This is a genomic window from Streptomyces sp. NPDC086080, from assembly GCF_044540255.1.
Lineage (GTDB): Bacteria > Actinomycetota > Actinomycetes > Streptomycetales > Streptomycetaceae > Streptomyces.
Window position 1 is genome coordinate 54,753 of the sequence record NZ_JBITRU010000007.1, and the last position, 23,292, is coordinate 78,044.

The window sequence follows — 23,292 nt, forward strand, 5'->3', positions numbered from 1 at the left end:
TGCGACAGCGTGACCGGATACTTTCGGCACGATGACCGAAATCGGGAGCACCCGAGAATGGCGGAAAACGCGCGCCGAGGTCAGGCGGTACGGGCGGACGGGGCCGCGGCGCCCCGTGCGTCGGCCTCCGGCCCGGTCTCCCCGGCGGTCCCCGCCGTCCCGTCGTTCCCCGGCGCCCCACCGTTCCCGGACACCCCGTCACCGTCGTCGTCGATCACCGGGATGGGAATCTGGTTCGCCGCGTAGTACAGGGCGATGACGCCGTGCGCGGCCAGGGCGAGAGGCGCGGAGAAGAAGGAGATGAGCAGGGTGACCGGGTAGGCGATGCTGCCGAGGCCGAAGCGCAGCCGGGTGGCGCGGGCCCCGGTGCGGTCCACGCGGTCGTGGAAGAGATGCCCGACGTGGGTGATGTACCACCAGAAGCCCATGAAGGCCACGGCGTAGACGACGGTCCAGGCGCTGTAGAGGATCGCCGCGATCTTGGCCGCTTCCGGGTCCTTCAGGTGCTCGGCGAGTACCGCGGTGGTCCAGGGGATGACCGCGACCACCATCAGGACCATGAGGTTCAGAAAAAGGAGGGTGCGATTCACCTTTTTCAGATGACTGAAGATCGTGTGGTGGTTCACCCACATCACGCCGATGACCAGAAAGCTCACCACGTACGCCGCGTAGTGCGGCCACTGTGCGGCGAGCCCTTCCCAGAGATGCGAGCCCTTCTCCTCGGGTACCTTGATCTCCAGGACGAGAATGGTGATGACGATCGCGAAAAAGCCGTCACTGAACAGCTCGGCCCGGCGGGTCTCCTGTTCCATACTCTTCCCCCAAGGTTTCCTTTTCGTTTTCAACCGAACGTGCGGAGAGACCCGGATGGAGCCTCTCCGCACGGAATACCGGGGCGAACCCGCGCGGTCCGCCCGGCGAACACCATCGGCTTGCGTGCCCGGTGAATCGAGTCAGCTGCCGAATCCGGCCGTCTGCCGCCAGATCAGGCCATCCTTGACGACGAGAGTGCCGAAGGCGTGCTCCGGTTCCCCGTTGAGATTCATGATCGCGCGGTAGAAGATCGTGTCGTCGGTCTCGACGTACTCCTGGAGTTCCACCAGGGCCGGCTTGAGCGTGAGGTATCCGGTGAAGGTCTCCCGGACCGCCTCGATTCCCTCCGACACGCCCTCGAACCGGAGCAGGACGGCGTCGTCGGTGTAGTTCTTCATGACCGCGTCGATGTCGAGCGCGGCGAGCGCCTCCATCTGCCGCTGGAAGACCGGGTGCAGGGTGGAGAGGTCGTACTGGGTCATGATCGGCTCCCTCATCGGTGTGTGGTGCGTGACGGTGACGGGCGTACGGGCTTGTGGGGCGCCGGCCGAGTGCCGGTCAGGCGCCGGGGACCTCGCAGACGGTGTCGTCGGACGGGCCGCCCAGCGGGAGCCGGACGGTCATCCGGGTCTCGCCGGGCAGGGAGCGGGCGGTGATCGATCCCCGGTGGCGCCGGGTGACGATCCGGTAGCTGAGATGCAGGCCGAGTCCGGTGCCCTTGCCGACGTCCTTGGTCGTGTAGAAGGGCTCGAAGATCCGCGGAAGGGTCTCCTCGGGGATGCCCTGCCCGGTGTCGGCCACCTCCACGACCAGGCAGCCTCCCTCGGCCCTGACGCCCAGCCGGAGCGTCCCCTCGCCGTCCATGGCGTCCACCGCGTTGTCGACGAGGTTGGTCCACACCTGGTTCAGCTCACCCGGGTAACCGGTCAGGCGGGGCAGGCCAGGGGCGTACTCGCGGACCACCTTCACCCGGGCGAGCTTGGCGCGCAGCATGATCAGCGTGGCGTCGATGCCCTCGGTGACCGAGAACTGCTGCTCGGGGGCCCGGTCGAGGTTGGTGTAGTCGCGGGTGGCCGCGACCAGCTGGGAGATCCGCGGACCGGCCGCCCTCAGCTGTGCGGTGAGCGCCCGGGTCTCCAGAACGGCCGCCAGGTGGTCCAGCGCGGCCGGCAGCGCCTCCTCGCCGACCCCGGCCAGGCGGGTGCGCAGCCAGTCGAGGCCGAGGCCGAGATCGGCGACGCCGGACGCCAGCAGCCCGGGGCGGCTCGCGCCGGCGTCCCCGGCCCAGTCCTCGATGTCGTCGAGCGCGTCGGCCTGGGCGAACGGGTCGCTGTCCAGCGGGTCGGCGGTGCGCGCCAGCTCGTCGATCAGCCGGTCGAACGCGGCGCGCTCCCCGGCGCTCGCGGCCGCGCCCCAGTCCTGTGCGGTGGCGATGAGCGGGTCGATGGCCTCACCCAGGTCCTCGGCGGCGCGTGCCACGGCCGCCGCCGGGTTGTTGAGCTCGTGCGCGAGGCCCGCGGCCAGCGTGCCCAGGGCCTCCACGGTGGCCCGGTTACGGGCCTGGAACTCCGACGACTTGATGCGCCAGGCGAGGACCGGCAGCAGGACCGCGGCGACGCCCTGACAGCGCGCGAGCATCTCGAGGAACACCGCCTTGGGGTACGCCAGGACGGTGGTCGTACCGGAGGCGGCGACCGTCGCCACGTAGCCGCCCTCGGTGAGCAGCGGCAGTTCGCCGGTGAAGCGGTGGGCGGCGGAGGGCTTGTTGTCGTGCTGCTCGGACGGCATGTCGTGGGCGAAGTGCCGGGTGAGGATCTCCTCCCGGCCGTCGACGACCTTGGAGACGACGAGGCCGCCGTCCAGGAGGACGTAGAAGTGGGTGGCCTCGTCCCCGTCGCGGAAGAGGATTTCGCCGTCCTGGTGCACGACCGGCCGGGAGACCGAGGTGAGCCAGTCCAACTGGTCCTCGGTGAGCCGGGCGAAGAGCTCCAGGGACCGCAGCGTCTCGCGCAGCGCGCCGGCGTCCGTCACGACGCCCCCCTCTCGACGGCGCCCCGCCCGCGCGCCGCGGAACCGGCCGAGTGCGCCCCCGAACCCACACCGGCACCGGACGGGGAGCCGCCCCCACCCGGCGGGGAGCCGGACGGCAGGTCGGCGGAGGCCGCGGAATCGGGCCCGGTGACGTCGGACGACGGGACGTCCGGCGACGTGGTGCCCGGTGCCGCCGCCGCCTCACCGGCCGGTGGAGCGATGGCGGGCGCGGCGCCGAACGGCGCGGAACGGGTCGCCTCGGCAGCCGGTGCCGCCGAGGACGACGACACAGCGGCGTGGGTCGCCGTACCCGCCGGGCGGCCGGACGGCGGGGAACCAGCCGGAGGACCGGCGGAAGCCGGGGTACCCAAAGCCGCCGCACCCGCCGGAGGACCGGCGGAAGCCGGAGTCGCGGACGACGGGGTGCCCAGGGTCGCCGTGCCGGCCGGTGGGGCTGTGGGGGTGGGGCGGCGGGAGAGGAGGTAGGTGGCCGCGAGGGCCAGGGCGCAGACCGCGGCCACCGCGGCCATGAAGCCGACGGAGGCGGCCCGCAGCCCGTAGCGGTTGCTGAGCATGCCCGCGAGCACGGCCGGCACGCTCATCGCGAGGTAGCCGAACACATAGACCGCCGCTGTGAGTTCACCCCGGCCCTGTGGAGCGGCCAGCCCCATCAGCGCCCGGAAGGCGCCCAGGAACGCGGCACCCCAGCCGCTGCCCAGCACGGCCGTCGCGAGCAGGAACAGCACCGCGGACTCCGCGCCCAGGGACAGCAGCACCAGGCCAAGACCGGCGATCATCAGGCTCAGCCCGAGCATCGCGGCACGCAGCGGCCGTACGCTCCCGAGCAGCAGCTGGGTGGCGGTGGCCGCGCCCGCGAGCAGCCCGACGGTGGCGCCGCCGATCAGATAGTTGGTGCTGCCCAGCAGGACCAGCACGAGTTTCGGGCCGAGCGCGAGATAGAAGCCGCCGACGGTCCACACGGCCACGACGGTGAGCGCGAGGATCAGGAACCGGCGGCGCACGGCGGCCGGGACCCGGACCCGGTGCGGAGCGAACCGGACCGCGCCGCCCGCACCCGGTGCCGTCTCCGGCAGCCGTGGCAGCAGGACCAGGGCGAGCGCGAAGGCACCCGCCAGGACGAGATAGGTCAGCGCGGTGGGCGCGGGCGCGAACTCCACGAGCAGCCCGGCGCCGAACGCGCCCAGGCCGATACCGACGGGCGGTCCCGCGCTGTTGACCAGGGCGCCGAGGCCGGGCCGGGACGCCGGGGCGAGTTCCAGCAGGGCCGCGCCCGTCGCCCCGGTGGCCAGGCCCACCGCCAGCCCCTGGACGGCACGGGCGGCGAGCAGCCAGGCGAGGCCCTGGGCGGAGGCGAACAGTCCCATGGAGACGATCACCAGCACCAGGGAGACCAGGAGGACGGGGCGCCGGCCGAGGGTGTCGGAGAGCGCGCCGAACAGCAGGAGCGCCGCCAGCACGGTGACGGCGTAGACGCCGTAGACCACCGTGATGACGCCGGCCGACAGACCCCACTTCTCCTGGTAGAGGACGTAGAGGGCGGACGGCGCGGACGACGAGAACATCAGCAGCACCAGCACGGTGCCGACCAGCAGGAAGCCCCCGCCGGGGCCCCGGGCGGTGCGAGGCGATGAGATCACCGGACTGGCTCCTCGGTACGCGGTGTCCGCGGATGGGAAGGGCGGGTGGTGACGGCTGCCTGGATCGGCACGGTGTGCTCCCCCGTTCGTCCGGCGGGCCCCCGTCGCGGCGGGCCCGGCCGGTTCAGGTGGTCGTGGCCGTGGCCCTGGTCAGGGCGCGGGCGGTGAGGACGCCGGACAGATGGCGCAGATATTCGGCCGAGGTGCCGCGGCCGGTGACGAAGAGGTGTTCCGGCTGGGCGCGGAAGGCCGCGAGGACCTGGGCCGTGCCGGGTGCCGTACCGAGGGCCGCGCCCGGTCCTGCGCCCGCGCCGGCACCCTGTGCCGTGCCCGCTGCCGTGCCCGTCAGCAGTTCCTCGACGGCGGGCAGACGGGTCGCACGGGGCGTCGCCCCGGTGACCGCGACACGCAGGCCGGTCAGGCCGCCGCCGGGTTCCCGGACGACGCGTACCGCCACCGCGCAGACCGGGTAGCGCGAGGCGCGGTCCGGCATCTTCTCGAACGCGCCGGCCTCGCCCGGGCCGGGCGCCGGCAGGTCGATGCCGGTGATCAGGCAGCCCGTGGGCAGCCCGTCCCGCGCGAAGTCGCCGGCCGTCATGGTGGTCCGGCCGCCGGCCCCGGCCAGCCGCAGGGTCGCGTCGGCGGCGAGTACGGCGGCCGGCAGGTCGGTGGCCTTGTCCCGGGCCCCGGACACCGCCCCGGCCGGGGTGATGTCCGTGGCCGCGGCGAGGTTGCCGCCGAGGGTGCCGAGATGGCGCACCTGCGGGTCGCCGACCGCCCGCGCGGCCTCTGCCAGGGCGGGCGACACGGCGCGCACCCGCGGGTCCCGCGCCAGCTCCGCGAGTGTGGTGAGGGCGCCGACCCGCAGCCCGCCCGCGCCGGTTTCCTGGACACCGCGCAGGCCGGCGAGGCCGCGCAGGTCGACCAGCCGGGCGGCGGTGCCCTCCCCGGTCTTCAGCTCGACCAGCAGGGACTGCCCGCCCGCGAGCGCCCGGCTGCCCGGCTCGGCGAGCAGGGCGGCGGCCTCGTCGAGCGTGGCGGCCCTGACGTAGTCGAAGTCGGTGAGAATCACTGGTCGTCCCCCCAAGTCCCTTGTCCCGCACCGCCGTTGGTCACGTTATCGAGGGCCGTCACTGCTCCGCCCCCGTTTCCGGGCGCATCGCCCGCCACACCTTTTCCGGCGTGAGCGGCATGTCGATGTGGGTGACGCCCAGGTCGGAGAGCGCGTCGACGACGGCGTTCGTGACCGCGGCGGCCGGCGGCACCGTGGCGATCTCGCCCGCGCCCTTGGCGCCCAGCGGGTTGTGCGGGGTCGGCGTGACCGTCCGGTCCAGGGCGAAGAACGGGGCGTCGCTCGCGCGCGGCAGGGCGTAGGTGCGCAGGTCACGGGTGATCAGACGGCCGTCCTCCGCGTACTCGGCGGCCTCCGCCAGCGCCTGTCCGAGCCCGTGCACGATGCTGCCCTCGATCTGGCCCCGCACGATCGTGGGATTGCCGATGTTCCCGGCGTCGTCCACCGCCGTGTAGCTCACGACCTCGGTCTCACCGGTGAGTTCGTCGACCTCCACGACGGCGACATGCGTGCCGAAGGGGTAGTTGAAGTCCGGCGGGTCGAAGTGGGTGGTCTCGTCGAGGCCGGGTTCGATGCCGGGCGGCAGGTTCCAGCCGTACCAGAGCGCCATGGCCAGGTCGGCGAACGTCTTGCCGTTGTCCTCGTCGCCCGGGACGTACACCTTGCCGCCCCGGTGGACGACCTTGTCCTCGGACACCTGGAGCATCGCCGCCGCCACCCGGCGCATCTTGTCCTTGATCTTCTGCGCGGTCAGCGCGATCGCGGGCCCGGCCATGCTGTAGGAGCGGCTGCCGTACGTGCCCTGGCCGTAGGGGGCCTTGAGGGTGTCGGCCTCCAGCACCTGCACGGCGGCCGGGTCGATGCCCAGCTGGTCGGCGGCGACCTGCGCGAAGACGGTCCGGTGGCTCTGCCCCGTGGAGGCGGAACCGACCGTGACGGTGACCTCGCCGGTCGGGTGCACCCGGATGTTGGCGCTCTCCCAGGTGCCGCCGAGCATGCCCTCCTGCGACATACGGGTGGAGGGACCCACGCCGCAGACCGCCACGTAGGTGGCGAGGCCGACGCCGAGCCGCTTGCCGCGCCGGGCGGCCTCGGCGCGCCGGGCGTCCATCGTGTCGTACCCGGCGAGCGCGAGCGCCTTGTCGACGTTCTCCGGGTAGTTGCCGGAGTCGTACGTCCAGCCCAGACCGTTGTCGTACGGGAAGGCGTCGGCCGGTACGAGGTTGCGCCGGCGCACCTCGGCCGGGTCCATGCCGATCTCCCGGGCGAACCGGTCGACCAGCCGCTCCATCAGGAACGCGGCCTCGGCGCGTCCGCTGCCGCGCTGGGCGCCGAGCGGGACGGTGTTGGTGAACGCCGCGTAGACCTCGCAGAACGCGGCGGGGATCGCGTACATCCCGGTGATGCTGCGCCCCATCAGGGCGGTGGCGACCCCCGGGCCGATGGTGGACGGGTAGGCGCCGAGGTTGGCGTAGCTGGTGCAGCGGACGGCGGTGATCGTGCCGTCCCGGGTGCCGGCGAGCACCGCGTGCTGGCGGTGGTCGCGGCCCTGCACGGTGGAGTTCATCAGCCCGGTGCGGGTGTCGACCCACTGCACGGGCCGGCCCAGCCGCTTCGACATCAGCAGCACGAGCGCCATGTCGGGGTAGAGGTAGCCCTTGGTGCCGAAGCTGCCGCCGACCGTGGGCGCCACGACCCGCAGTGTGTTGAAGGGGATGCCGAGGACCAGCGCGGCCAGCAGGAAGCGGTGGTTGTGCGGGCCCTGCGTGGAGGCGTAGAGCGTGTACTCGCCGGTGTCCGCGTCGTAGTGGCCGACGGCGCCGCGCGGCTCCATCGGGCTGTTGATGGTGCGCTGGTTGACGAGGTCGAGCTCGACGACCACCTCGGCATCGGCGACGGCCGCGTCGGTGCGCTCCCGGTCGCCGCACGTCCAGTGGGCGTTGAGGTTGTCCGGCACGGCCTCGTGCAGCCGCGGGGCGCCGTCCTCGAGGGCGTGGTCGGCGCGCAGGACGACCGGCAGCGGCTCGTAGTCGACGACGAGGGCGCGGACGGCCGCGGCCGCCTGCTTCGCCGTCTCGGCCACGACGACGGCGATCGGGTCGCCGACATGGCGCACCACGTCGCCGGAGAGCACCGGGCGGGCGCCGGGCAGACCGTAGGGGTGCGGCGGGAAGTGGCTCTCGACGCCGCCGGGGACCCAGATGCAGGGCAGCGGCATGACGTCCTGGAAGTCGGCGGCGGTCGCGACCGCGAGCACTCCGGGCATGGCCTCGGCCGCCGCGGTGTCGATGCCGTGGATCCGGGCGTGCGCGTGCTCGCTGCCCAGGATCGCCATGTGGGCGGTGCCGGGCAGCCGCACGTCCGCGATGAAGGTGGCCGTGCCGTTCAGCAGTTCCGCGTCCTCGACGATGTCGAGCGGGGTGCCGAGGAGGCCGTTGCCGCCGGACGGGGCGGCGCCGTTCCCGGAGCCGGACGCGGTGGGGCGTTCCTCCGTGGTGGTCATGACGCGCTCACTCCCTCACCGCGCGCGGCATCGGCGGGCCGGGCCGCCCGCGCGCCGGCGCAGGCGCGCTGCACTCCCCGCACCACGCCGTGGTAGCCGGTGCACCGGCACAGATTGCCGGTGAGCCATTCCCTGATCTCGCCCTCGGCCGGTTCGGTGTCCGCCCCGTCGACCAGGTCGCCGAGCGCCATGACCATGCCCGGGGTGCAGAAGCCGCACTGGGTGCCGTGCTCGGCCCGCAGCGCCTCCTGCAGAGCGGTCGGCCCGCCGTCGGACCCCACCCCCTCGATGGTGGTGACCTCGGAGCCGGCCGCCTGGACGGTGAGCAGCAGGCAGCTCTTGACGGACCGTCCGTTCAGCCGGACCACGCAGGCACCGCACTGGCCGGTGTCGCAGCCGACCTTGGTGCCGGTCAGGCCCAGGCCGTCCCTGAGCCGTTCCACGAGAAGTTCGCCGGGATCGGCGTCCATGTCCCGCGGTGCTCCGTTCACAGTGAGGGATACCTTCATGACCACGCCCTTTTCCGACCTTCGAGGGGTCTTTCAGAATCCGAGAACAACACGCGCCTGACGTTCGGTGAGTGGTTTGTCGAAAAGCGGCCCGCCGGGCTGCTGAAGAATTCCGCCGGTGCGCAGCGAACCTGTTTCCACGGGCGCGAAACCCCATTCCCGGATCAGTCCGGACACCGTCGCGCGGGCGTCCCGGTCGTCGCCGGCGACATAGTGCGCCAGGCGTTCGGCGGGCTCCGCGTCGGGGCGCCCGGCGGTGGCGAGCGTCTCGAAGTGCATGGTGTTGAGCGACTTCACCAGCCGCGCCGCCGGGTACCACTCGGCCACCAGCTCACTCGATCCGCGCCCGCCCAGGTCGTCGCCGAACGCGTTCATGGCGTCGACCAGCACCTTTCCGGCGACGGACGCCGGCGGGAGCAGGGTGCGGGCGCTGCCGAAGGGGACCATCAGCACCGCGAGGTCGGCACCTTCGACGGCGTCGGCGGGTGAGCCGGCCGTCGCGGCGGGGCCGAGTTCGGCCAGCAGCGGGGCCAGCCGGGCGGGGCCGCTCGCGTTCGCGATCCGCACCTCGTGACCGGCCGCGACCAGCAGCCGGGCCAGCGTGGCGCCGATCCGTCCGGCTCCCAGGACGCATGCTTTCATCCGTACCGCACCTCGCTCGAATCGCCTGCTGAATAACTCCGGACAACCGGGCCGCTTGTCGCCTTTCACACACCGGATTTCGCGCCGTCGGCACATCCTGTCCGAGTATTCGTGGCGGGATCCAGTGGGGCGGCCCGTTCCGGCCGCACTTGGTCAAGTCTGAAATTACTTGGTGAAGTCGAATTCCCGGGGCACGGCGATCGCCCGCCGCGGTACGGCCCCGTGCACGGCGATCCCCCGCCGTGCACGGGGCGTACCGGCGGGGGATCGCGGTCCGCCGGCGTCAGTCCATGCCGATCCAGACCGACTTGGTCTGCGTGTAGCTCTCCAGGGACTCCGGCCCGCACTCGCGGCCGAACCCGGAGGCCCGGTACCCGCCGTACGGGACGGCGGGGTCGTACTGGTCGTAGCAGTTGACCCACACCGTGCCCGCGTTGATCCGCTCCGCCACCCGGTGGGCCCGGCGCAGATCCTCGGTGTGGACGCCGGCCGCGAGGCCGTAGGCGCTGTCATTGGCGATGCGGACGGCCTCGTCCTCGGTGTCGAAGGGGATCACACCGAGCACGGGGCCGAAGATCTCCTCCTGGGCGATCCGCATGCCGTTGTCGACGCCGGTGAAGATCGTCGGCAGGAAGTACAGGCCCTCGCCGGACAGCCCTTCGGGAGTGAACGGGCCGCCGCCGACGCGCAGTTCCGCGCCCTCCTTCTGCCCCAGCTCCACATAGGAGGAGACCTTGTCGAACTGGCCGCGGTGCGCGAGCGGCCCGAACAGCGTGGACTCCTCGCGCGGGTCGCCGGGCGTCAGGGCTTCGGCACGCGCCACCAGCCGCTCCACCATCTCGTCGTGCACGGAGCGGTGCAGCAGCAGCCGCGAACCGGCGGTGCAGATCTCGCCCTTGTTGTAGAAGATGCCGAAGAACGCGAGCTCCTCGGCGGCGTCCAGGTCGGCGTCCGCGAAGACGATGTTCGCGGACTTGCCGCCCAGTTCCATCGTCACCTTCTTCAGGGTCGCCGCCGCCTTGCGGATGATGCCCTGGCCCACGGAGGTGGACCCGGTGAAGGCGATCTTGTCGATGCCGGGGTGCTCGACCAGCGCCTCGCCGAGGGCGACGCCGGGTCCGGTGATGACGTTGAGCACCCCGTCGGGGACGCCGGCCTCCTCGAACAGCTCCGCGATCTTCAGCGCGGTGAGCGGGGTGGCCGGTGACGGCTTGTGCACGACCGTGTTGCCCGCCGCGAGGGCCGGGCCGATCTTGGTCATGGACAGCAGCAACGGGAAGTTGAACGGGGTGATCGCGGCGACGACACCCAGCGGCTCCCGCCGGGTGTAGGCGAACATGCCGCCCGCCGGGTTCCGGGTGGCGCCGTCCACCTGGGTGCACAGGCCGGCGTAGTAGTGCATCAGCCGCGCGGCCATGGGCACGTCGACCGTGCTGGAGAAGGCGAACGGCTTGCCCATGTCCACTGTCTCCAGCAGGGCTATCTCGTCGTTGTCGCGCTCGATCAGCTCCCCCACCCGGGTGAGCAGCCGGGCCCGCTCGTGATCGGGCAGCCGCCCCCACGGGCCGTCCTCGTACGCCCTGCGCGCGGCCGCGACCGCGCTCTCGACGTCGGCCGCTCCCGCCTGGGCGACGGGGACGAGGTGCCGTCCGTCCACGGGGGAGACGTCCGGCGACGTGTCCCCGTCACGGGCGGGCGTCCACTTCCCGCCGATGTAGAGGGTGCCGGGATGTGCCAAGGGGCGGTCGGGCAGATCGCGCTTGGTCATGGTTGCCTCCGGTGGGGGCGGACGGGGCGGACGGGTTCACGATGCGTCGAGCTGCTCCAGGTACGTCTCGGCGAGCGCCTTGGACGAGTACGGGTTCTGGCCGGTCGTCAGGTTCCGGTCCACCACGACGTGGGAGTCCCAGATGACGTCGGCCTTCTCGTACCGCGCGCCGAGCCGGGACAGTTCCACCTCGAGGATGAGCGGCAGCCGCCCGGCCATGTTGGTGACCAGCTCCTCGGAGTGCGAGAACGCGGTCATCCGGTAGCCCTCGAACGGCCACCGGCCCTCGCCGTCGCGCAGGGCGAGCAGGGAGGTGTGGCCGTGGCAGACGGTCGCCAGCGGCTTGCCGGACGCGATCCACCAGCGCAGGATCTGCGCCAGCTCGTCGGACTTGGGCAGGTCGCCGATGGCGCCGTGGCCACCGCTGACGTACAGGCCGTCGTAGCCGGCGATGTCCTGCTCGGTGAGGTTCTCCAGGATCAGCGGCTTGGCCAGCTGCGGCACGGACTCGATGACCCGGACGTACTCGGCGGCGTTGGCCGCGTCGTCGTCCGTGGAGCCCTGCGGGCGGACGTACTGGAGGAACTGCGGGTCGATGCTGGTCCGGTCGACGGTCGGGGACTGGCCGCCGATGGTGGCGACGTCCACGGCGTGTCCGGCGCCGGTGAAGATCTGGTACGGGACGACGAACTCCTCGGCCCAGAAGCCGGACGGGTGCCGCTCACCGTCCAGGAGATGGAGCGTTGCCTTGGCCGTCATGACGACGAGGATCCTCATGGCCTTTTCTCCTTCGTGAATTCCGGTGACGCTGACAGGGCCCGGCGTATCCGGCGTTTTGATGTGACCACGCCGCCCGGACCATTTCGAGAGGAATAGCTCAGTCACTCGATACTTCGTCACATGCATATTGGTTAAATCTTCATATGCCTTTCGGGCGGCGCATTCCGTTTCCTCACAGGCACCGCAGTACGTCGCGGACACCGGCCAGTGCCGCACCGCCCGGAATGTCCCCGCCGATCTCCAGCCGGGGAAAGGCACTCACCCCGCGCAGCCGGGAACCCGGCCGCACCCGGACCTCGTCACCGAGGGCGCAGCAGCCGTCCAGGACCACGGGGTCCCGCAGGGTGGAGCGGACGTCGGCCATGCAGCCGAGGAACACGTCGGTGAGGAGGGCACCGGGACCGATGACGCTGTGGTCGCCGCACGCCACCCCGTGCAGGGTGCTGTGCGCGCCGATGTCCACGCCGTCGCCGATGTCGGACTCGGCCAGCGCGACCCCGGGCCCGATCTCCACGTCCCGCCCGATCCGCACCCCCGGCCCGATCCGGACGCTGCCGTCCTCGATCTTCTCGGCCAGGGTGCGGCCGCTGACCCGGTCCTTCATCTCCAGGCTGGAGGGGTGGACGCGGTGACCGCCGGGGCCCGCCGGTTCGCCGAGTCCGTCGCTGAGCCGCGGATAGCGGCCGAGGAGCAGGTCCCTGAGGGTGTCCAGATAGTCGCGCGGACTGCCCAGGTCGCCGAACCGGCCGATCGGACGGGCCAGCACCCGGTACCCCCGCCGCACCAGGTACGGCAGCAGATCGCCACCCCAGTCGAGCCGGTGCCGGATCAGCGCGGCGAGTTCCGGATCACGGGCGGCCATGCGCAGCCGGCCGCAGTCGATCAGATACATCCCGGCGTTGGTGTGCACCGGGTCGCCGTCGCCCCCACGGCTCAGGGCCCGTGCGGCGGCGAGGTCCGGCTTCTCCAGGAAGCCGTCGACCAGCCCGCCCCGCCCGAGCCTCAGCACCCCGTACTTGCCGGCGGCCGTGGCCGCGGGCCTGCGTACGGTGGCCACCGTGACATCGGCACGCGCCGCGCGGTGGGCCCGGATCATGTCGGCGAGGTCGAAGTCGAACAGGGAGTCCGTGGGGAAGACCAGGGCGAGCCCGGTCAGGTCCCAGTACTCCAGGCAGCGCAGGGTGGCCTCGCCGCTGCCGGTGTTGTCGCGGTCGAAGCGGGTCCGGGAGTAGCGGACGCTGACGCCGAAGCGTTCGCCGTGGCCCAGGACCGCCTGCGTCTGCGCCCGGTTCTCCCCTCCGTTGGCGACCACGTAGTACCGCCCCACGCCCTGGTCCCGGAGCGCGGTGACCGCCCATTCGATCAGTGGCCGCCCGGCGACCCGCACGACCGCCTTGCTGCGCAGGTGATCGGCGGAGCTGAGGGTGATCGGACGGGCCCGCACTCCCTGCCCGCCCGCCAGGGCCATTGCCGGTACGCTTTCCATCTGCACCCCCGTTTTCCGCGCGTTCTTTCCGCGCTCGGTGAGCTGTGCCGCGATTCCACGCGCTGCGTGCCGCGCTATTTCGTCCCCGCTCCCGCCGATTCCCCCGGTTCCGTTTTTCCGGTGGTCAGCGATCCGTTTCCGCCACCGGATACTTCCGGGGCGCGGGGGCGAGTGCGCCGACGATGCTGCGCAGTTCCTCGATCACCGGATGGCCCGGACGGGCGTCGGCGAAGATGCGGTCCCCGCCGAGCGCCGCGAGTTCGGCGACGTAGGGCAGGACACCGGCCGTGCCGGCACCGTAGGCGTCCTCGGCCCGGGCCCGGACGTCCGCGGCCTCGATGCCCTCGGGCGCCATGCTGATCACCAGCGCCCGCCGGCAGGCGAGCCGCCCGGCCAGCGGGGCCAGCTCGGCGGCGCCCACCAGGTCGATCCGGTCCGCCCGCAGCGCGATCACGAGAAGATCGGCGCTGGCCATGGCGGTGACCGTCTCGTTGTTGAGACCCGCGTGGGTGTCCAGGAGCAGCACGTCCAGGTCGTAGGAGGTCACCAGCCGGGCGAACGCCTCCGGCAGCAGGCCCACGTCGTAGCCCATCGACATGATCTCGCCGAGCGAGCCGGCCTCCGTACGGGCCGGCACCACGTACAGCCCGTCGGGCCCCACCCGGTGCACCGCCTCCTCGATCTCGCAGCGGCCCAGCAGATAGTCGGTGAGCGAGCGGCCGCCCGGCTCCAGGCCGAACAGCACGTCCAGGGCCGGCGACTGGATGTCCGTGTCGACCAGCGCCACCCGCCGCCCCTCACCGGCGATGAGGTACGCCATGTTGGCGAGCAGCGTCGACTTGCCGGTGCCGCCCCGGTGCGAGTGCATCACCACGGTGAGCGCCATCACGCCACCGCCATGGCCGCCGGTGACGGTACGCCGCGCGGCCGGTGCAGGGCCAGCATGGTGACGTCGTCGTGCTGTTCACCGTCCGCCGTGTGCGCGCGTACGGCCGTGTCCAGCCGTTCCACCAGTTCCCGGCCGGGCAGCGCGGGCCCGGCGAGCAGCCGCAGCATCCGCTCCTCGCCGAGGAACCGCCCATTGGGGCAGCGGGCCTCCGGCACGCCGTCGGTGTAGACGAACAGCGTGTCGCCCGGGTCGAGTTGCGCGTACCCCAGGGTGAAGGTGCAGTCCGGCAGCACCCCCACGGCGGGTCCTGTGGGTTCCAGCGGGACCGGCTCGGCGCCGTCCGCGTCCAGCAGCAGCGGCGGGTTGTGGCCGCCGTTGATGTAGACGAGGCTGCCGGTGACCGGGTCCAGGACGCCGAAGAACAGGGTGGCGAAGTAGCCCTGGCTCAGATGGTTGCGGGTGAGGTAGCCGTTGGTGGCGCTGACCGCGGTCAGCAGCGGGGTGGCGCCCACCACGGGCACCCCGGCGTGGTCCGAGGCCAGCGAGGAGCCGGTGGCCACCAGGTGCTGCAGCCCGCTGTTCTCCGCGGTGTGCCGCAGCAGGCTGCGGATCAGCGCCATGAACAGGGCCGAGCCCACGCCCTTGTCGCACACGTCGGCCACCACGATCGCCAGCCGTCTGCGGTGGACCAGCTCGAACACGTCGTAGAAGTCCCCGGCGACCTGCCGGGCGGGCCGGAACCGTACGTCGATCTCCCAGCCCCGGGGCACCGGCAGGTCGTCGGGCAGGAAGCCGGCCTGGATCTCCCGGCCGATCTCCAGCTCCCGCTCGTAGCGGATCAGTTCGGTACGCGCGTCGCTCCCGCCGGCCGCGCGGTCCCGTTCGGTGCGCTGCGCGGATCCGGTCAGCCGGGCGCCGACCAGGGCGGGCAGGAACGGCGGGACCAGATAGTCGTGCCCGGCCCGCACATGCGGCTCCAGTGCCTCGAAGCCGTCCCGCGCGTACACCACGACGACGGGGTCGGCCCCTCGATGACGCAGCCGCCCGACCACCTCGCGCACCGCGTCGGGCGCGCACCGGGCCGGGACCAGGAGCACGTCCGCCGCGGGCAGCGCGGCGGACGGATCGCTCCCGAGCCGGGCGAGGGACCGCAGGGTGACCGAGGGCGCCACCTGTTCCAGGGCGTCGAGCAGGTCCGCGGGAACGGGCGGGTCCTCGTCCACGACAAGCACCGTCGTGTTGGGCATGAAGCGTCTCCTCAAGGCCGTACCGGCCCGGTGCGCATGGTCAGCGTGCTGACGTTGCGGCCGCCCTGCCGGTCATAGGCGTACTCGTCCACGCTGGTCAGGGCCAGATGGATGCCGAGCCCGCCGACGCGCCGCCGCTCGGGCGGTACGTCCGTGTCCGGCGGGCGGCACCCGTCACGCGGATCGAAGGGGGGCGCCGTGTCCTCGACGCGCACCCACAGCCGGTCGGCGTCGAAGCCGCCGGTCACCAGGATCTCCTCGGCCGGGCCGGCGGAGCCGTCCCGGGTGCCCGCCCCGCCGTATCCGTGCGTCACGACATTGGTGGCGAGTTCGTCCACGGCGAGCCGCAGCCGGTAGGCGGCGGAGTCGTCGAGACGGGCCCGCCCCGCCAGGGCCAGGACGAAGGCGGCGATGTCGCTCAACGCGGTGAGCGTGGCGGGCACCCGTAACCCGGATGCCCGCTGCGCCACTCGGATCCCCTCACTCATCGGCCAGTGTGATCGTGCGGTCCAGGCCGGCGGTCCGGATCGTCCGGGCGACCGGCTCACTGGCGCCGACCACCCGGATGACGACACCGTCGGACACCTTCTGCTGGGCGAAGACCAGCGAACGCAGTCCTGCGCTGGCCATGTAGGTCAGCTGGTGCAGACGGATCTCCACGACGGTGGTGCCGTGCGTCGCGGCCTTCTCGATCGTCTGGTGGAGATCGGGCGCGGTGCGGGCGTCCAGCTCTCCGGCCAGTTCGATCACGGCGACGTCTCCGTCGACGGACAGGGATACGGACAACGCCATGTCAGGCTCCTTCGGTCGAGGGCGTCCGCCCGACGAGGACCACGACCGAGCGCGGTCCGATGAGATAGCGGCCGGGGTTCTCCAGCACGGGCTCCTCACCCGGCTCGTACACGTCGCGGGGCGCCCCGGCCCCCGTGTCGGCGAACAGGTGCCAGGCGCGTTCGCCGGGCAGATGGGGCAGTTCGAGGTCGTGCGCCTCCCAGTGCGCGTTCATGGCGATGTAGAGGACGTCCTGGTCGCCGGAGCCGCCACCGGACCCGTCGGACGGGTCGGCGCCGTCGCCGCAGCCGCCGCGCATCACCGCCAGCAGCCGGCTGCCGGGCGACCAGTCCGGCTCCCAGGCCGTGACCCCGTGCCAGCTGATGTCGGGCAGCCCGGTTCCCGGCACCGGCATGCCGGTGGTGTGCCGGTGGGTGCGCAGCTGCGGATGGGCGGTGCGGAAGGCGATCATCGCCCGGGTGAAGCGCAGCAGTTCGGCGTTGGTCCCGGCCAGCTCCCAGTCCACCCAGGACAGTTCGTTGTCCTGGCAGTAGGTGTTGTTGTTGCCCTGCTGGGTGCGGCCGAACTCGTCACCGGCCAGGATCATCGGGACGCCCTGGCTGGTGAGCAGGATCGCCATGGCGTTCTTCATCTGCCGCATCCGCAGCGCGTTGATCTCCGGGTCGTCGGTCGGGCCCTCCACGCCATGGTTCCAGCTGTCGTTGTCGTTGGCCCCGTCCCGGTTGTCCTCGCCGTTGGCCTCGTTGTGCTTGTCGTTGTAGGAGACCAGGTCGGCGAGGGTGAACCCGTCGTGCGCGGTGAGGAAGTTGACCGACGCGCCGGTACCCCGGCCGGTGTACATGTCGGGGGATCCGGCGATCCGGGTCGCCAATTCGCCCACCACGCCCTCGTCGCCCTTGAGGAACCGGCGCACGGTGTCCCGGTAGCGGCCGTTCCACTCCGCCCAGCGCCCGTACGCCGGGAAGTTGCCGACCTCGTACAGACCGGCCGCGTCCCACGCCTCGGCGATCAGCTTGGTGTGGCGCAGCACCGGGTCGTGGGCGAGCAGTTCCAGCAGCGGCGGGTTGGGCAGCGGGGTGCCGTCCAGGGCGCGGCCGAGGATGGCGGCGAGGTCGAAGCGGAAGCCGTCGACGTGGTAGTCGGCGACCCAGTGCCGCAGACAGTCCAGGACGAACTGCCGGACGACGGGATGGTTGCAGTTGACGGTGTTGCCGGTACCACTGAAGTTGAAGTAGTACCCCTCGGGCGTGAGCATGTAGTACGTCGCGTTGTCGAGGCCCTTGAAGGAGATCGTGGGGCCGTGCTCGTTGCCCTCGGCGGTGTGGTTGAAGACGACGTCGAGGATCACCTCGATGCCCGCCGCGTGCAGGTCCTTGATCAGGGTGCGCAGCTCGTCGCCCTGCATTCCGTAGCGGCCCGTCGCCGCGAGGCCGGCCTTCGGGGCGAAGAAGGAGACGGTGTTGTAACCCCAGTAGTCGTACAGCCGCTCGCCGGTCACCGGGTCGGTGCGGGGGTTGTCCGTCTCGTCGAACTCGAACACGGGCAGCAGCTCGATGCAGTTGACACCCAGTTCCTTCAGGTACGGGACCTTCTCCCGCAGTCCCGCGAAGGTGCCCGGTGCCGCCACCCCGGACGAGGGGTGACGGGTCATGCCGCGCACATGGGCCTCGTAGATCACCAGATCCTCGGAGGAGATGCCGAGCGGGACGTCGTCGCCCCAGTCGAAGTCCTGGAGGCAGACCCGTGACCGGTAGGGGTAGACGTTGTCCCGGTCCGGCTCGGCTCCCCACACGTCCCGGCCGGATACCAGCCGGGCGTAGGGGTCGCTGAGGATCCGCTGCGGATCGAAGCGGTGGCCCTGGACCGGATCGAAGGGGCCGTCGGCCCGGAAGCCGTACTCGATGTCCTCGTGGTCCAGACCGAAGACGGTCATCGCGAACACACTGCCGGTACGGAACTCCGGAGGGAACTCCAGTTCGGCCATGGGCTGCGGTTCGCCGCGCTTGAACAGCACCAGCGTCATGCCGGTCGCCCGGTCCGAGTAGACCGCGAAGCTCACCCCGCCCGGCACGACGTACGCGCCGAAGGGGTAGGGCTTGGCGGCGCGGACCCCGTACCCGGCGATGCGGTGGGTGGGATAGGCGTCGATGCGCTGCAGTTCCAGGTACTCCGTCATGTGGCGGCCTGTCCCGCCTGCGCCGCCCGGTCGTCCTCGCCCGCGACGAAGAAGTCCAGGAACCCGGTCGCCGACATCACGAACCGGACCTCCTCGCCCACCCCGGTCAGCGTCACCCGGGCCCCGGAGTGCTGGGCCTCCCGGTACACGACGAGCAGGGTACGCAGCCCGGCGCTGGAGACGTACGAGACGTTCTTGAGGTCGATGCGCAGCGTGTCCCCCGAGCGCACCAGCGGGCGCAGCGCCTCCAGCAGGGTGCCGGAGGTCTCGCTGTTGATCTCGCCGGCCGGTGAGACGACCGTGCCCGATTTGGTGCGCCGCTTCCGATAGGTCAGCGTCATGGTGTGTCCTTCCCCGTGGTCACCGGACGCAGCCGCACCGTGACCCGGACCCGCTCCTGCACGTCGGGAAGGGTCACGGTGAGGGCGTCGGCGTCGTAGTCGTCGTACTCGAGGCCGTCGATCTCGACGGCCGCGATGGTGGTCGAACCGGCCGGCAGCAGGTCGGGCGCGACCCTCAGCACCCGGCCGGGCAGGTCGGAGGGATCGGGCTTGAAGTGGAAGTCCATCTCCCGCCCGTTGATCAGCAGGTTGTTGTACACCGCGGCCAGGTAGCACAGCTCGGCCGAGTGGTACATCGACATCGAGTGGCTGCCCTTCAGCCGCTCGGTGCCCAGCAGGTACGGCGTGCCGGAGGCCAGCACGTTGAAGTAGACCGCTCCCTCGTCGTGGTCGAGGAAGAAGGTGTTGTAGAACGCCTCGGCCAGGCGGGCCTCGCGCAGGAAGTCCTCGCCGCCGACCGTGCCGTGCAGGATCAGATAGGCGAGGATGGACTGCTCCTGCTGCCACCACGCCTTGCGGTCGTGCCAGGCGAAACGGTACTGCTCGTCGTGCTCGCCCTTGATCCGCTCGACCACGTCGTACCAGCCGCCGCGCTGCCGGTCGCTGCCCACCTCGGGCATCAGCTGGCCGATCTGGCGCGCCAGTTCCCCGTACGCCGGCTTGGCCCGCAGCGAGTTCATCCGCATCAGGTTCCAGGCGATCTTGAGGTTGTGGCCGACCACGGCGCGGTTCTGCTGCCAGCTGTGCGCGGTGTCGTGCGACCAGTCCCGGTGGAAGCGCTCCTGGACGAAGGGGCTCTGCTTGTAGTCCGGGAAGCGGTCCGCGATCGTGTCGAAGGTGTACTCGAGGAAGTCGGCGTACCGCTCCTCGCCCGTCGCCAGGTACAGGTTGATCAGATACGCGGGCGCGTGGTCGCCGACCGAGTTCCAGTTCTTGCGGCTGCGGTTCTCGCCCAGCGACTCGTGGTCCGGGCTGAACAGGATCGGGTCGATGTGCGAGAAGTAGCCGCCCTGCTCCCGGTCCAGGAAGAACTTGTCGAACAGCCGGATGGTGGCGTCCGCGTCGCTCTTGATCCGGGCGTCTCCGGTGACCCGGTAGGTCTGCACCGGGCCGGCCAGCGCGTAGATCTGCTCGTACATCGGGATGGCGTCGTAGTCGTCACCGAACTCCGAGGTGAACAGCTTGCGTTCGGAGTCACCGTCGACCTTGATGCCGTGGTACCAGTAGACGACGTCCTCCTCGGCGTCGACCACCCGCATGTGCCCCCGCAGATACTCCGTGCCGCGCTCGGCGACCTCCAGGTACTCGTCCTTGCCGGTCAGCAGGTACGCCGACGCCATGCCGTAGACCAGCCGCGAGATGGTGTCGGTCTCCTGGACATGGCTCGCGGTCTTGTCCCCGCCGAGCCGGATCTCCGTGCGGTACTCCTCGAAGTCGACCGGCCCCTCACCGAACTGGGCCCTGATGTAGAAGGCGGCCAGGGACTCGATCTGCTTGATCCACCAACTGCCCTCCTCGAACCGGTAGTCCTCGGCGCCGCGGCCCAGGAACACCAGCCGCTTCGCCTCGAAGCCCCCTTCGGCGCCCGGGTAGTGGATGCCGTACACGAACAGGAACCGGCCGGGCGAGAGCATCTCGTCGATGTGGCCGGAGGCGTCGATGTACGGCTCGTCGAGGTTGCGCACCAGCTCCGCGCTGGGGTCGCCGTTCAGCGAGACCGTGAAGCGGCGGTCGTCGGCGGTGTGCAGCGTCAGCCGCCGGGCCCCGGAGTCGAAGTGGTCGACGTATCCGGCGATGGTGTCGGAGAAGGAGAAGGTCACGGCCTCAGCCATGGCGTGCACCGTCCTTAGCAGCCTGAGTGTCCTGTGCGTCCGTTGTGTCTGCCGCGCCCGTGCCGCCCGTCGCTGCCGCGCTCGTCGCGGCCGCACCCGTGCCGTCCTCCGCCTCGTCCCGGTAGCCCTGGCTGACCTCGACGATCACGCCGTCCGGGTCGCGCACCCAGACCGTGCGCCAGCCGCAGATGAAGTCGTCGAAGTCCAGCGGGCCGAGGGTGATCTCGGCCCCGTCGCCCAGTTCGGAGAGGAAGGCGTCGACGCTGTCGGTCTGGAAGGCCAGGTGCCGCATCGCACCCGGCCGGCCGGGCCCGTCCCCCGTGGCCGGTGCGGCCGGTCCGGCCGGTCCGGCCGGTCCGGCCGCGGCCTGGTCCACGGCCGGGAACAGCTCCAGATAGGCGTCCCCCCGGCGCAAAAAGACGATCTCCGAGTCCCCGAGGTCCACGACCCGGGCCCGGGTGAAGCCGAAGAAGCGGGTGTAGAACTCCTCGGTCGTCTTCTGGTCCCGGCAGTTGAGCCCCACGTGCGACCAGCGCATCAGGACCCACCGCCCCGGCCGGCGCGCGCCGCGACGAGCTCGATGATCCGGCGGGCGAAGAGGTGGTGGTGCAGTCCCGTGCGCCCGGTCACCAGGTCGCCGTCGACCACCACGTCCTCGTCGACGTACTCGGCACCCATGTTGCGGACGTCGCCGACCAGGTTGTTGTGGCAGACCACCTTGCGGCCGCGGACCTTCTCGGGGATCGAGGCGGCCAGCCACATGCCGTGGCAGATGACGCCCTTGAGCACGGACGGCTCCTCGAAGGCCCGGCGCAGGAAGTCGGCCGCCGGGGCGAGCCGGTCCACGTCCTCGGTGTAGCGCAGCCGGTCGGAGACCATGCCCGACGGAACGATCACGGCGGCGTAGCCGCGCAGTTGCTCGTCGGTCATCCCCTCGAAGGTCTTGTCCGCGGTGAACGGGGCCCGGTACTCGTGCCCCTGGAAGGTGATGGAGTCGTTGCCCCACAGCCGGGTGAGGAAGTCGGTCTCGGCTCCCTCCTCCGCGAACCGGCGCCGGTAGTAGGCGATCTCCGGCTCGAAGAAGTCGCTCTCGATCAGCACGGCGAGCCGCAGCCCGCTCAGCGCTCCCTCGCGCAGCACCACGTCAGACACGGGACACCCCCCGGACGAGGTCGGCGGCCCGCTCGGCGATCATCACGATCGCGGTGTGGCAGTTGCCGGACGGCACCGCGGGCATGACACTCGCGTCCGCCACGCGCAGACCGCGCACGCCGTGCACCCGCAGCTGCGGGTCGACGACCGACAGGTCGTCCACACCCATCCGGCAGGAGCCGGCCTGGTGGTGGTAGCTCTCCGCCTTCTGCTTCACGAAGGTGCGCAGTTCGTCGTCGGTCACCGTGGCGGGACCGGGCTGGAGCTCCTGCTTGTACCAGGGCGAGAAGGCCGACGTCCCGAAGATCTCCCGGGCCAGCTTCACCCCCTGCACCATGCGCTCCAGGTCCCACCGGTCGCCCAGGTAGTTCGGGTTGATCAGCGGCGGGGCCAGCGGGTCGGGGCCGGCCAGCCGGATCCAGCCGCGCGAGGCGGGCCGGACGACACCGGGGAGGATGCTCACCGTATTGGGGTGGTTCTGCCCCACGATCACGTCGAACGGGACGTGCACGAAGGCGATCTGCAAGTCGGGGGCGGGCAGTCCCGGCTGGGAGGACAGGAAGAGGGCCGACTCGGAGAGGTTCTGCCCGGGTGGCGGCAGTTCCCTGGTGACCTCGGCCATCAGGCCGGTCAGCACGTGGTTGTGGAAGTTCTCGCCGACACCCGGTACCTCCGCCGTCACCGCGATGCCGTGCCGGCGCAGCTGCTCCGGGTGCCCGATGCCGGACAGCAGCAGCAGCTTGGGCGACTCGATCGCCCCGGCGGCCACGATCACCTCGCGCCGGGCCCGTACGGTGTGCGTGCCGGGGGCGACGGTGTCGCTGGGCAGGGTGCGGCCGGGTATACCGGCGGGCGGGGCGCTCTGCACGTACTCGGCGCCGACACAGGTGTCGCCGTCGAACAGCAGCCGGGTGGTCTGCGCGCTGGTGCGCAGGCTCAGGTTGGGCCGCTCGAGGACCGGCTCCAGATAGGCGGCGAGCGTGCCCTGCCGCCGGCCGTCGGCCACGTCGATGTGGTGCCAGCCGGTGCCGAACAGGCCCCGCCGGGGGCCGTCGGTGTTGAAGTCGGCGATCTCCTGGTGGCCCAGTTCCACGCAGGCGTCGATGAAGACCCGGGAGACCGGGCTGGGCCCGTGCTCACCGGCGTTGGTGACGCGCTGCGGACCCTTGGTGCCGGTGGTCCGCGCGGTGACGTCCTCCTGCGCCTCCAGCAGCGCGAAGTACGGCAGCACGTCCTCGTGGGCCCAGCCCGCGGCGCCCTGATAGGCCCAGGCGTCGAAGTCCGAGGCGTGGCCCCGGATGTGCATCATGATGTACAGGTTGCTGCTGCCGCCCGGGGCCTTGCCGCGCGGCTCGTACACCCGGCGCCCGTCGAGGCCGGGCTGCGGGACGCCGGTGTAGCCCCAGTCGATCGGGCCGCCCAGCAGCTTGTACCAGGACGACGGGTCGTCCACCTCCGGCGGGATGCGGTCGCCGCCCGCCTCCAGCACCAGCACCGTGGTGTCCGGGTCCTCGGAGAGCCGGTTCGCCAGGACGCTGCCCGCCGCTCCGGCGCCGATCACGATGTAGTCGTACGACTCGGGTGTGCGCTCGGTCATGGCG

General features: G+C 71.6%; 21 protein-coding genes. All 21 read right to left on the bottom strand.

The features are described from left to right. Positions 1-80 precede the first annotated feature (80 nt). The gene (locus tag ACIF9R_RS11085; protein WP_399977414.1) at positions 81-812 is read right to left on the bottom strand and encodes a TMEM175 family protein; all 732 of its coding nucleotides are present in this window, start codon (positions 810-812) and stop codon (positions 81-83) included. A gap of 141 nt (positions 813-953) precedes the next feature. Next, positions 954-1,295 (bottom strand): nuclear transport factor 2 family protein, encoded by a 342-nt coding sequence (locus ACIF9R_RS11090; RefSeq protein ID WP_399977417.1) that lies wholly within the window; start codon positions 1,293-1,295, stop codon positions 954-956. A gap of 76 nt (positions 1,296-1,371) precedes the next feature. After that, positions 1,372-2,844: an ATP-binding protein gene (locus ACIF9R_RS11095; RefSeq protein WP_399977419.1), complete on the bottom strand. Its 1,473-nt coding sequence runs from the start codon at positions 2,842-2,844 to the stop codon at positions 1,372-1,374. After that, positions 2,841-4,502, bottom strand: coding sequence for an MFS transporter (locus ACIF9R_RS11100; RefSeq protein WP_399977422.1), 1,662 nt, complete (start codon positions 4,500-4,502; stop codon positions 2,841-2,843). Before ACIF9R_RS11100 ends, ACIF9R_RS11095 begins: the two co-directional genes overlap by 4 nt. A gap of 124 nt (positions 4,503-4,626) precedes the next feature. Continuing rightward, complete coding sequence (locus tag ACIF9R_RS11105; protein ID WP_399977424.1) at positions 4,627-5,574, bottom strand: FAD binding domain-containing protein; 948 nt, start codon at positions 5,572-5,574, stop codon at positions 4,627-4,629. 58 nt (positions 5,575-5,632) lie between these two features. Beyond that, a complete protein-coding gene (locus tag ACIF9R_RS11110) occupies positions 5,633-8,077 on the bottom strand; it encodes a xanthine dehydrogenase family protein molybdopterin-binding subunit (RefSeq protein WP_399977426.1) in 2,445 nt (814 codons plus the stop codon). Further along, positions 8,074-8,568, bottom strand: coding sequence for a (2Fe-2S)-binding protein (locus ACIF9R_RS11115; RefSeq protein ID WP_399977429.1), 495 nt, complete (start codon positions 8,566-8,568; stop codon positions 8,074-8,076). The genes ACIF9R_RS11110 and ACIF9R_RS11115 overlap by 4 nt, the downstream gene beginning before the upstream one ends. A 51-nt stretch (positions 8,569-8,619) precedes the next feature. Continuing rightward, complete coding sequence (locus tag ACIF9R_RS11120) at positions 8,620-9,228, bottom strand: NADPH-dependent F420 reductase (protein ID WP_399977431.1); 609 nt, start codon at positions 9,226-9,228, stop codon at positions 8,620-8,622. 283 nt (positions 9,229-9,511) lie between these two features. Continuing rightward, positions 9,512-10,996: an aldehyde dehydrogenase family protein gene (locus ACIF9R_RS11125; RefSeq protein ID WP_399977434.1), complete on the bottom strand. Its 1,485-nt coding sequence runs from the start codon at positions 10,994-10,996 to the stop codon at positions 9,512-9,514. Between the two features lie 36 nt (positions 10,997-11,032). After that, entirely contained in the window at positions 11,033-11,773 is a 741-nt protein-coding gene (locus tag ACIF9R_RS11130) for a type 1 glutamine amidotransferase domain-containing protein (RefSeq protein WP_399977437.1), read from the bottom strand. 175 nt (positions 11,774-11,948) lie between these two features. Further along, entirely contained in the window at positions 11,949-13,262 is a 1,314-nt protein-coding gene (locus ACIF9R_RS11135) for a sugar phosphate nucleotidyltransferase (protein ID WP_399977440.1), read from the bottom strand. 124 nt (positions 13,263-13,386) lie between these two features. Continuing rightward, positions 13,387-14,148, bottom strand: coding sequence for a MinD/ParA family protein (locus tag ACIF9R_RS11140; RefSeq protein WP_399977442.1), 762 nt, complete (start codon positions 14,146-14,148; stop codon positions 13,387-13,389). After that, positions 14,148-15,398 carry a PP2C family protein-serine/threonine phosphatase gene (locus ACIF9R_RS11145; protein ID WP_399977444.1) on the bottom strand — a complete coding sequence of 417 codons (1,251 nt, stop codon included), beginning with the start codon at positions 15,396-15,398 and terminating at the stop codon, positions 14,148-14,150. Before ACIF9R_RS11145 ends, ACIF9R_RS11140 begins: the two co-directional genes overlap by 1 nt. A gap of 11 nt (positions 15,399-15,409) precedes the next feature. Then, complete coding sequence (locus ACIF9R_RS11150; RefSeq protein ID WP_399977446.1) at positions 15,410-15,886, bottom strand: ATP-binding protein; 477 nt, start codon at positions 15,884-15,886, stop codon at positions 15,410-15,412. Then, the gene (locus ACIF9R_RS11155) at positions 15,879-16,190 is read right to left on the bottom strand and encodes an STAS domain-containing protein (protein WP_399977448.1); all 312 of its coding nucleotides are present in this window, start codon (positions 16,188-16,190) and stop codon (positions 15,879-15,881) included. The genes ACIF9R_RS11150 and ACIF9R_RS11155 overlap by 8 nt, the downstream gene beginning before the upstream one ends. Position 16,191: 1 nt before the next feature. Continuing rightward, positions 16,192-18,366: a glycogen debranching protein GlgX gene (gene glgX / locus ACIF9R_RS11160; RefSeq protein WP_399977451.1), complete on the bottom strand. Its 2,175-nt coding sequence runs from the start codon at positions 18,364-18,366 to the stop codon at positions 16,192-16,194. Then, positions 18,363-18,707, bottom strand: a complete 345-nt coding sequence (locus tag ACIF9R_RS11165; RefSeq protein ID WP_399977453.1) for an STAS domain-containing protein — start codon at positions 18,705-18,707, stop codon at positions 18,363-18,365. The genes glgX and ACIF9R_RS11165 overlap by 4 nt, the downstream gene beginning before the upstream one ends. Next, the gene (locus ACIF9R_RS11170) at positions 18,704-20,539 is read right to left on the bottom strand and encodes an AGE family epimerase/isomerase (protein ID WP_399977456.1); all 1,836 of its coding nucleotides are present in this window, start codon (positions 20,537-20,539) and stop codon (positions 18,704-18,706) included. Before ACIF9R_RS11170 ends, ACIF9R_RS11165 begins: the two co-directional genes overlap by 4 nt. Next, entirely contained in the window at positions 20,532-21,077 is a 546-nt protein-coding gene (locus ACIF9R_RS11175; protein WP_399977459.1) for a VOC family protein, read from the bottom strand. The genes ACIF9R_RS11170 and ACIF9R_RS11175 overlap by 8 nt, the downstream gene beginning before the upstream one ends. Beyond that, a complete protein-coding gene (locus tag ACIF9R_RS11180) occupies positions 21,077-21,691 on the bottom strand; it encodes a DJ-1/PfpI family protein (RefSeq protein ID WP_399977461.1) in 615 nt (204 codons plus the stop codon). The genes ACIF9R_RS11175 and ACIF9R_RS11180 overlap by 1 nt, the downstream gene beginning before the upstream one ends. After that, positions 21,684-23,288 carry a GMC family oxidoreductase gene (locus ACIF9R_RS11185; protein ID WP_399977464.1) on the bottom strand — a complete coding sequence of 535 codons (1,605 nt, stop codon included), beginning with the start codon at positions 23,286-23,288 and terminating at the stop codon, positions 21,684-21,686. The genes ACIF9R_RS11180 and ACIF9R_RS11185 overlap by 8 nt, the downstream gene beginning before the upstream one ends. Between the last annotated feature and the right edge of the window lie 4 nt (positions 23,289-23,292).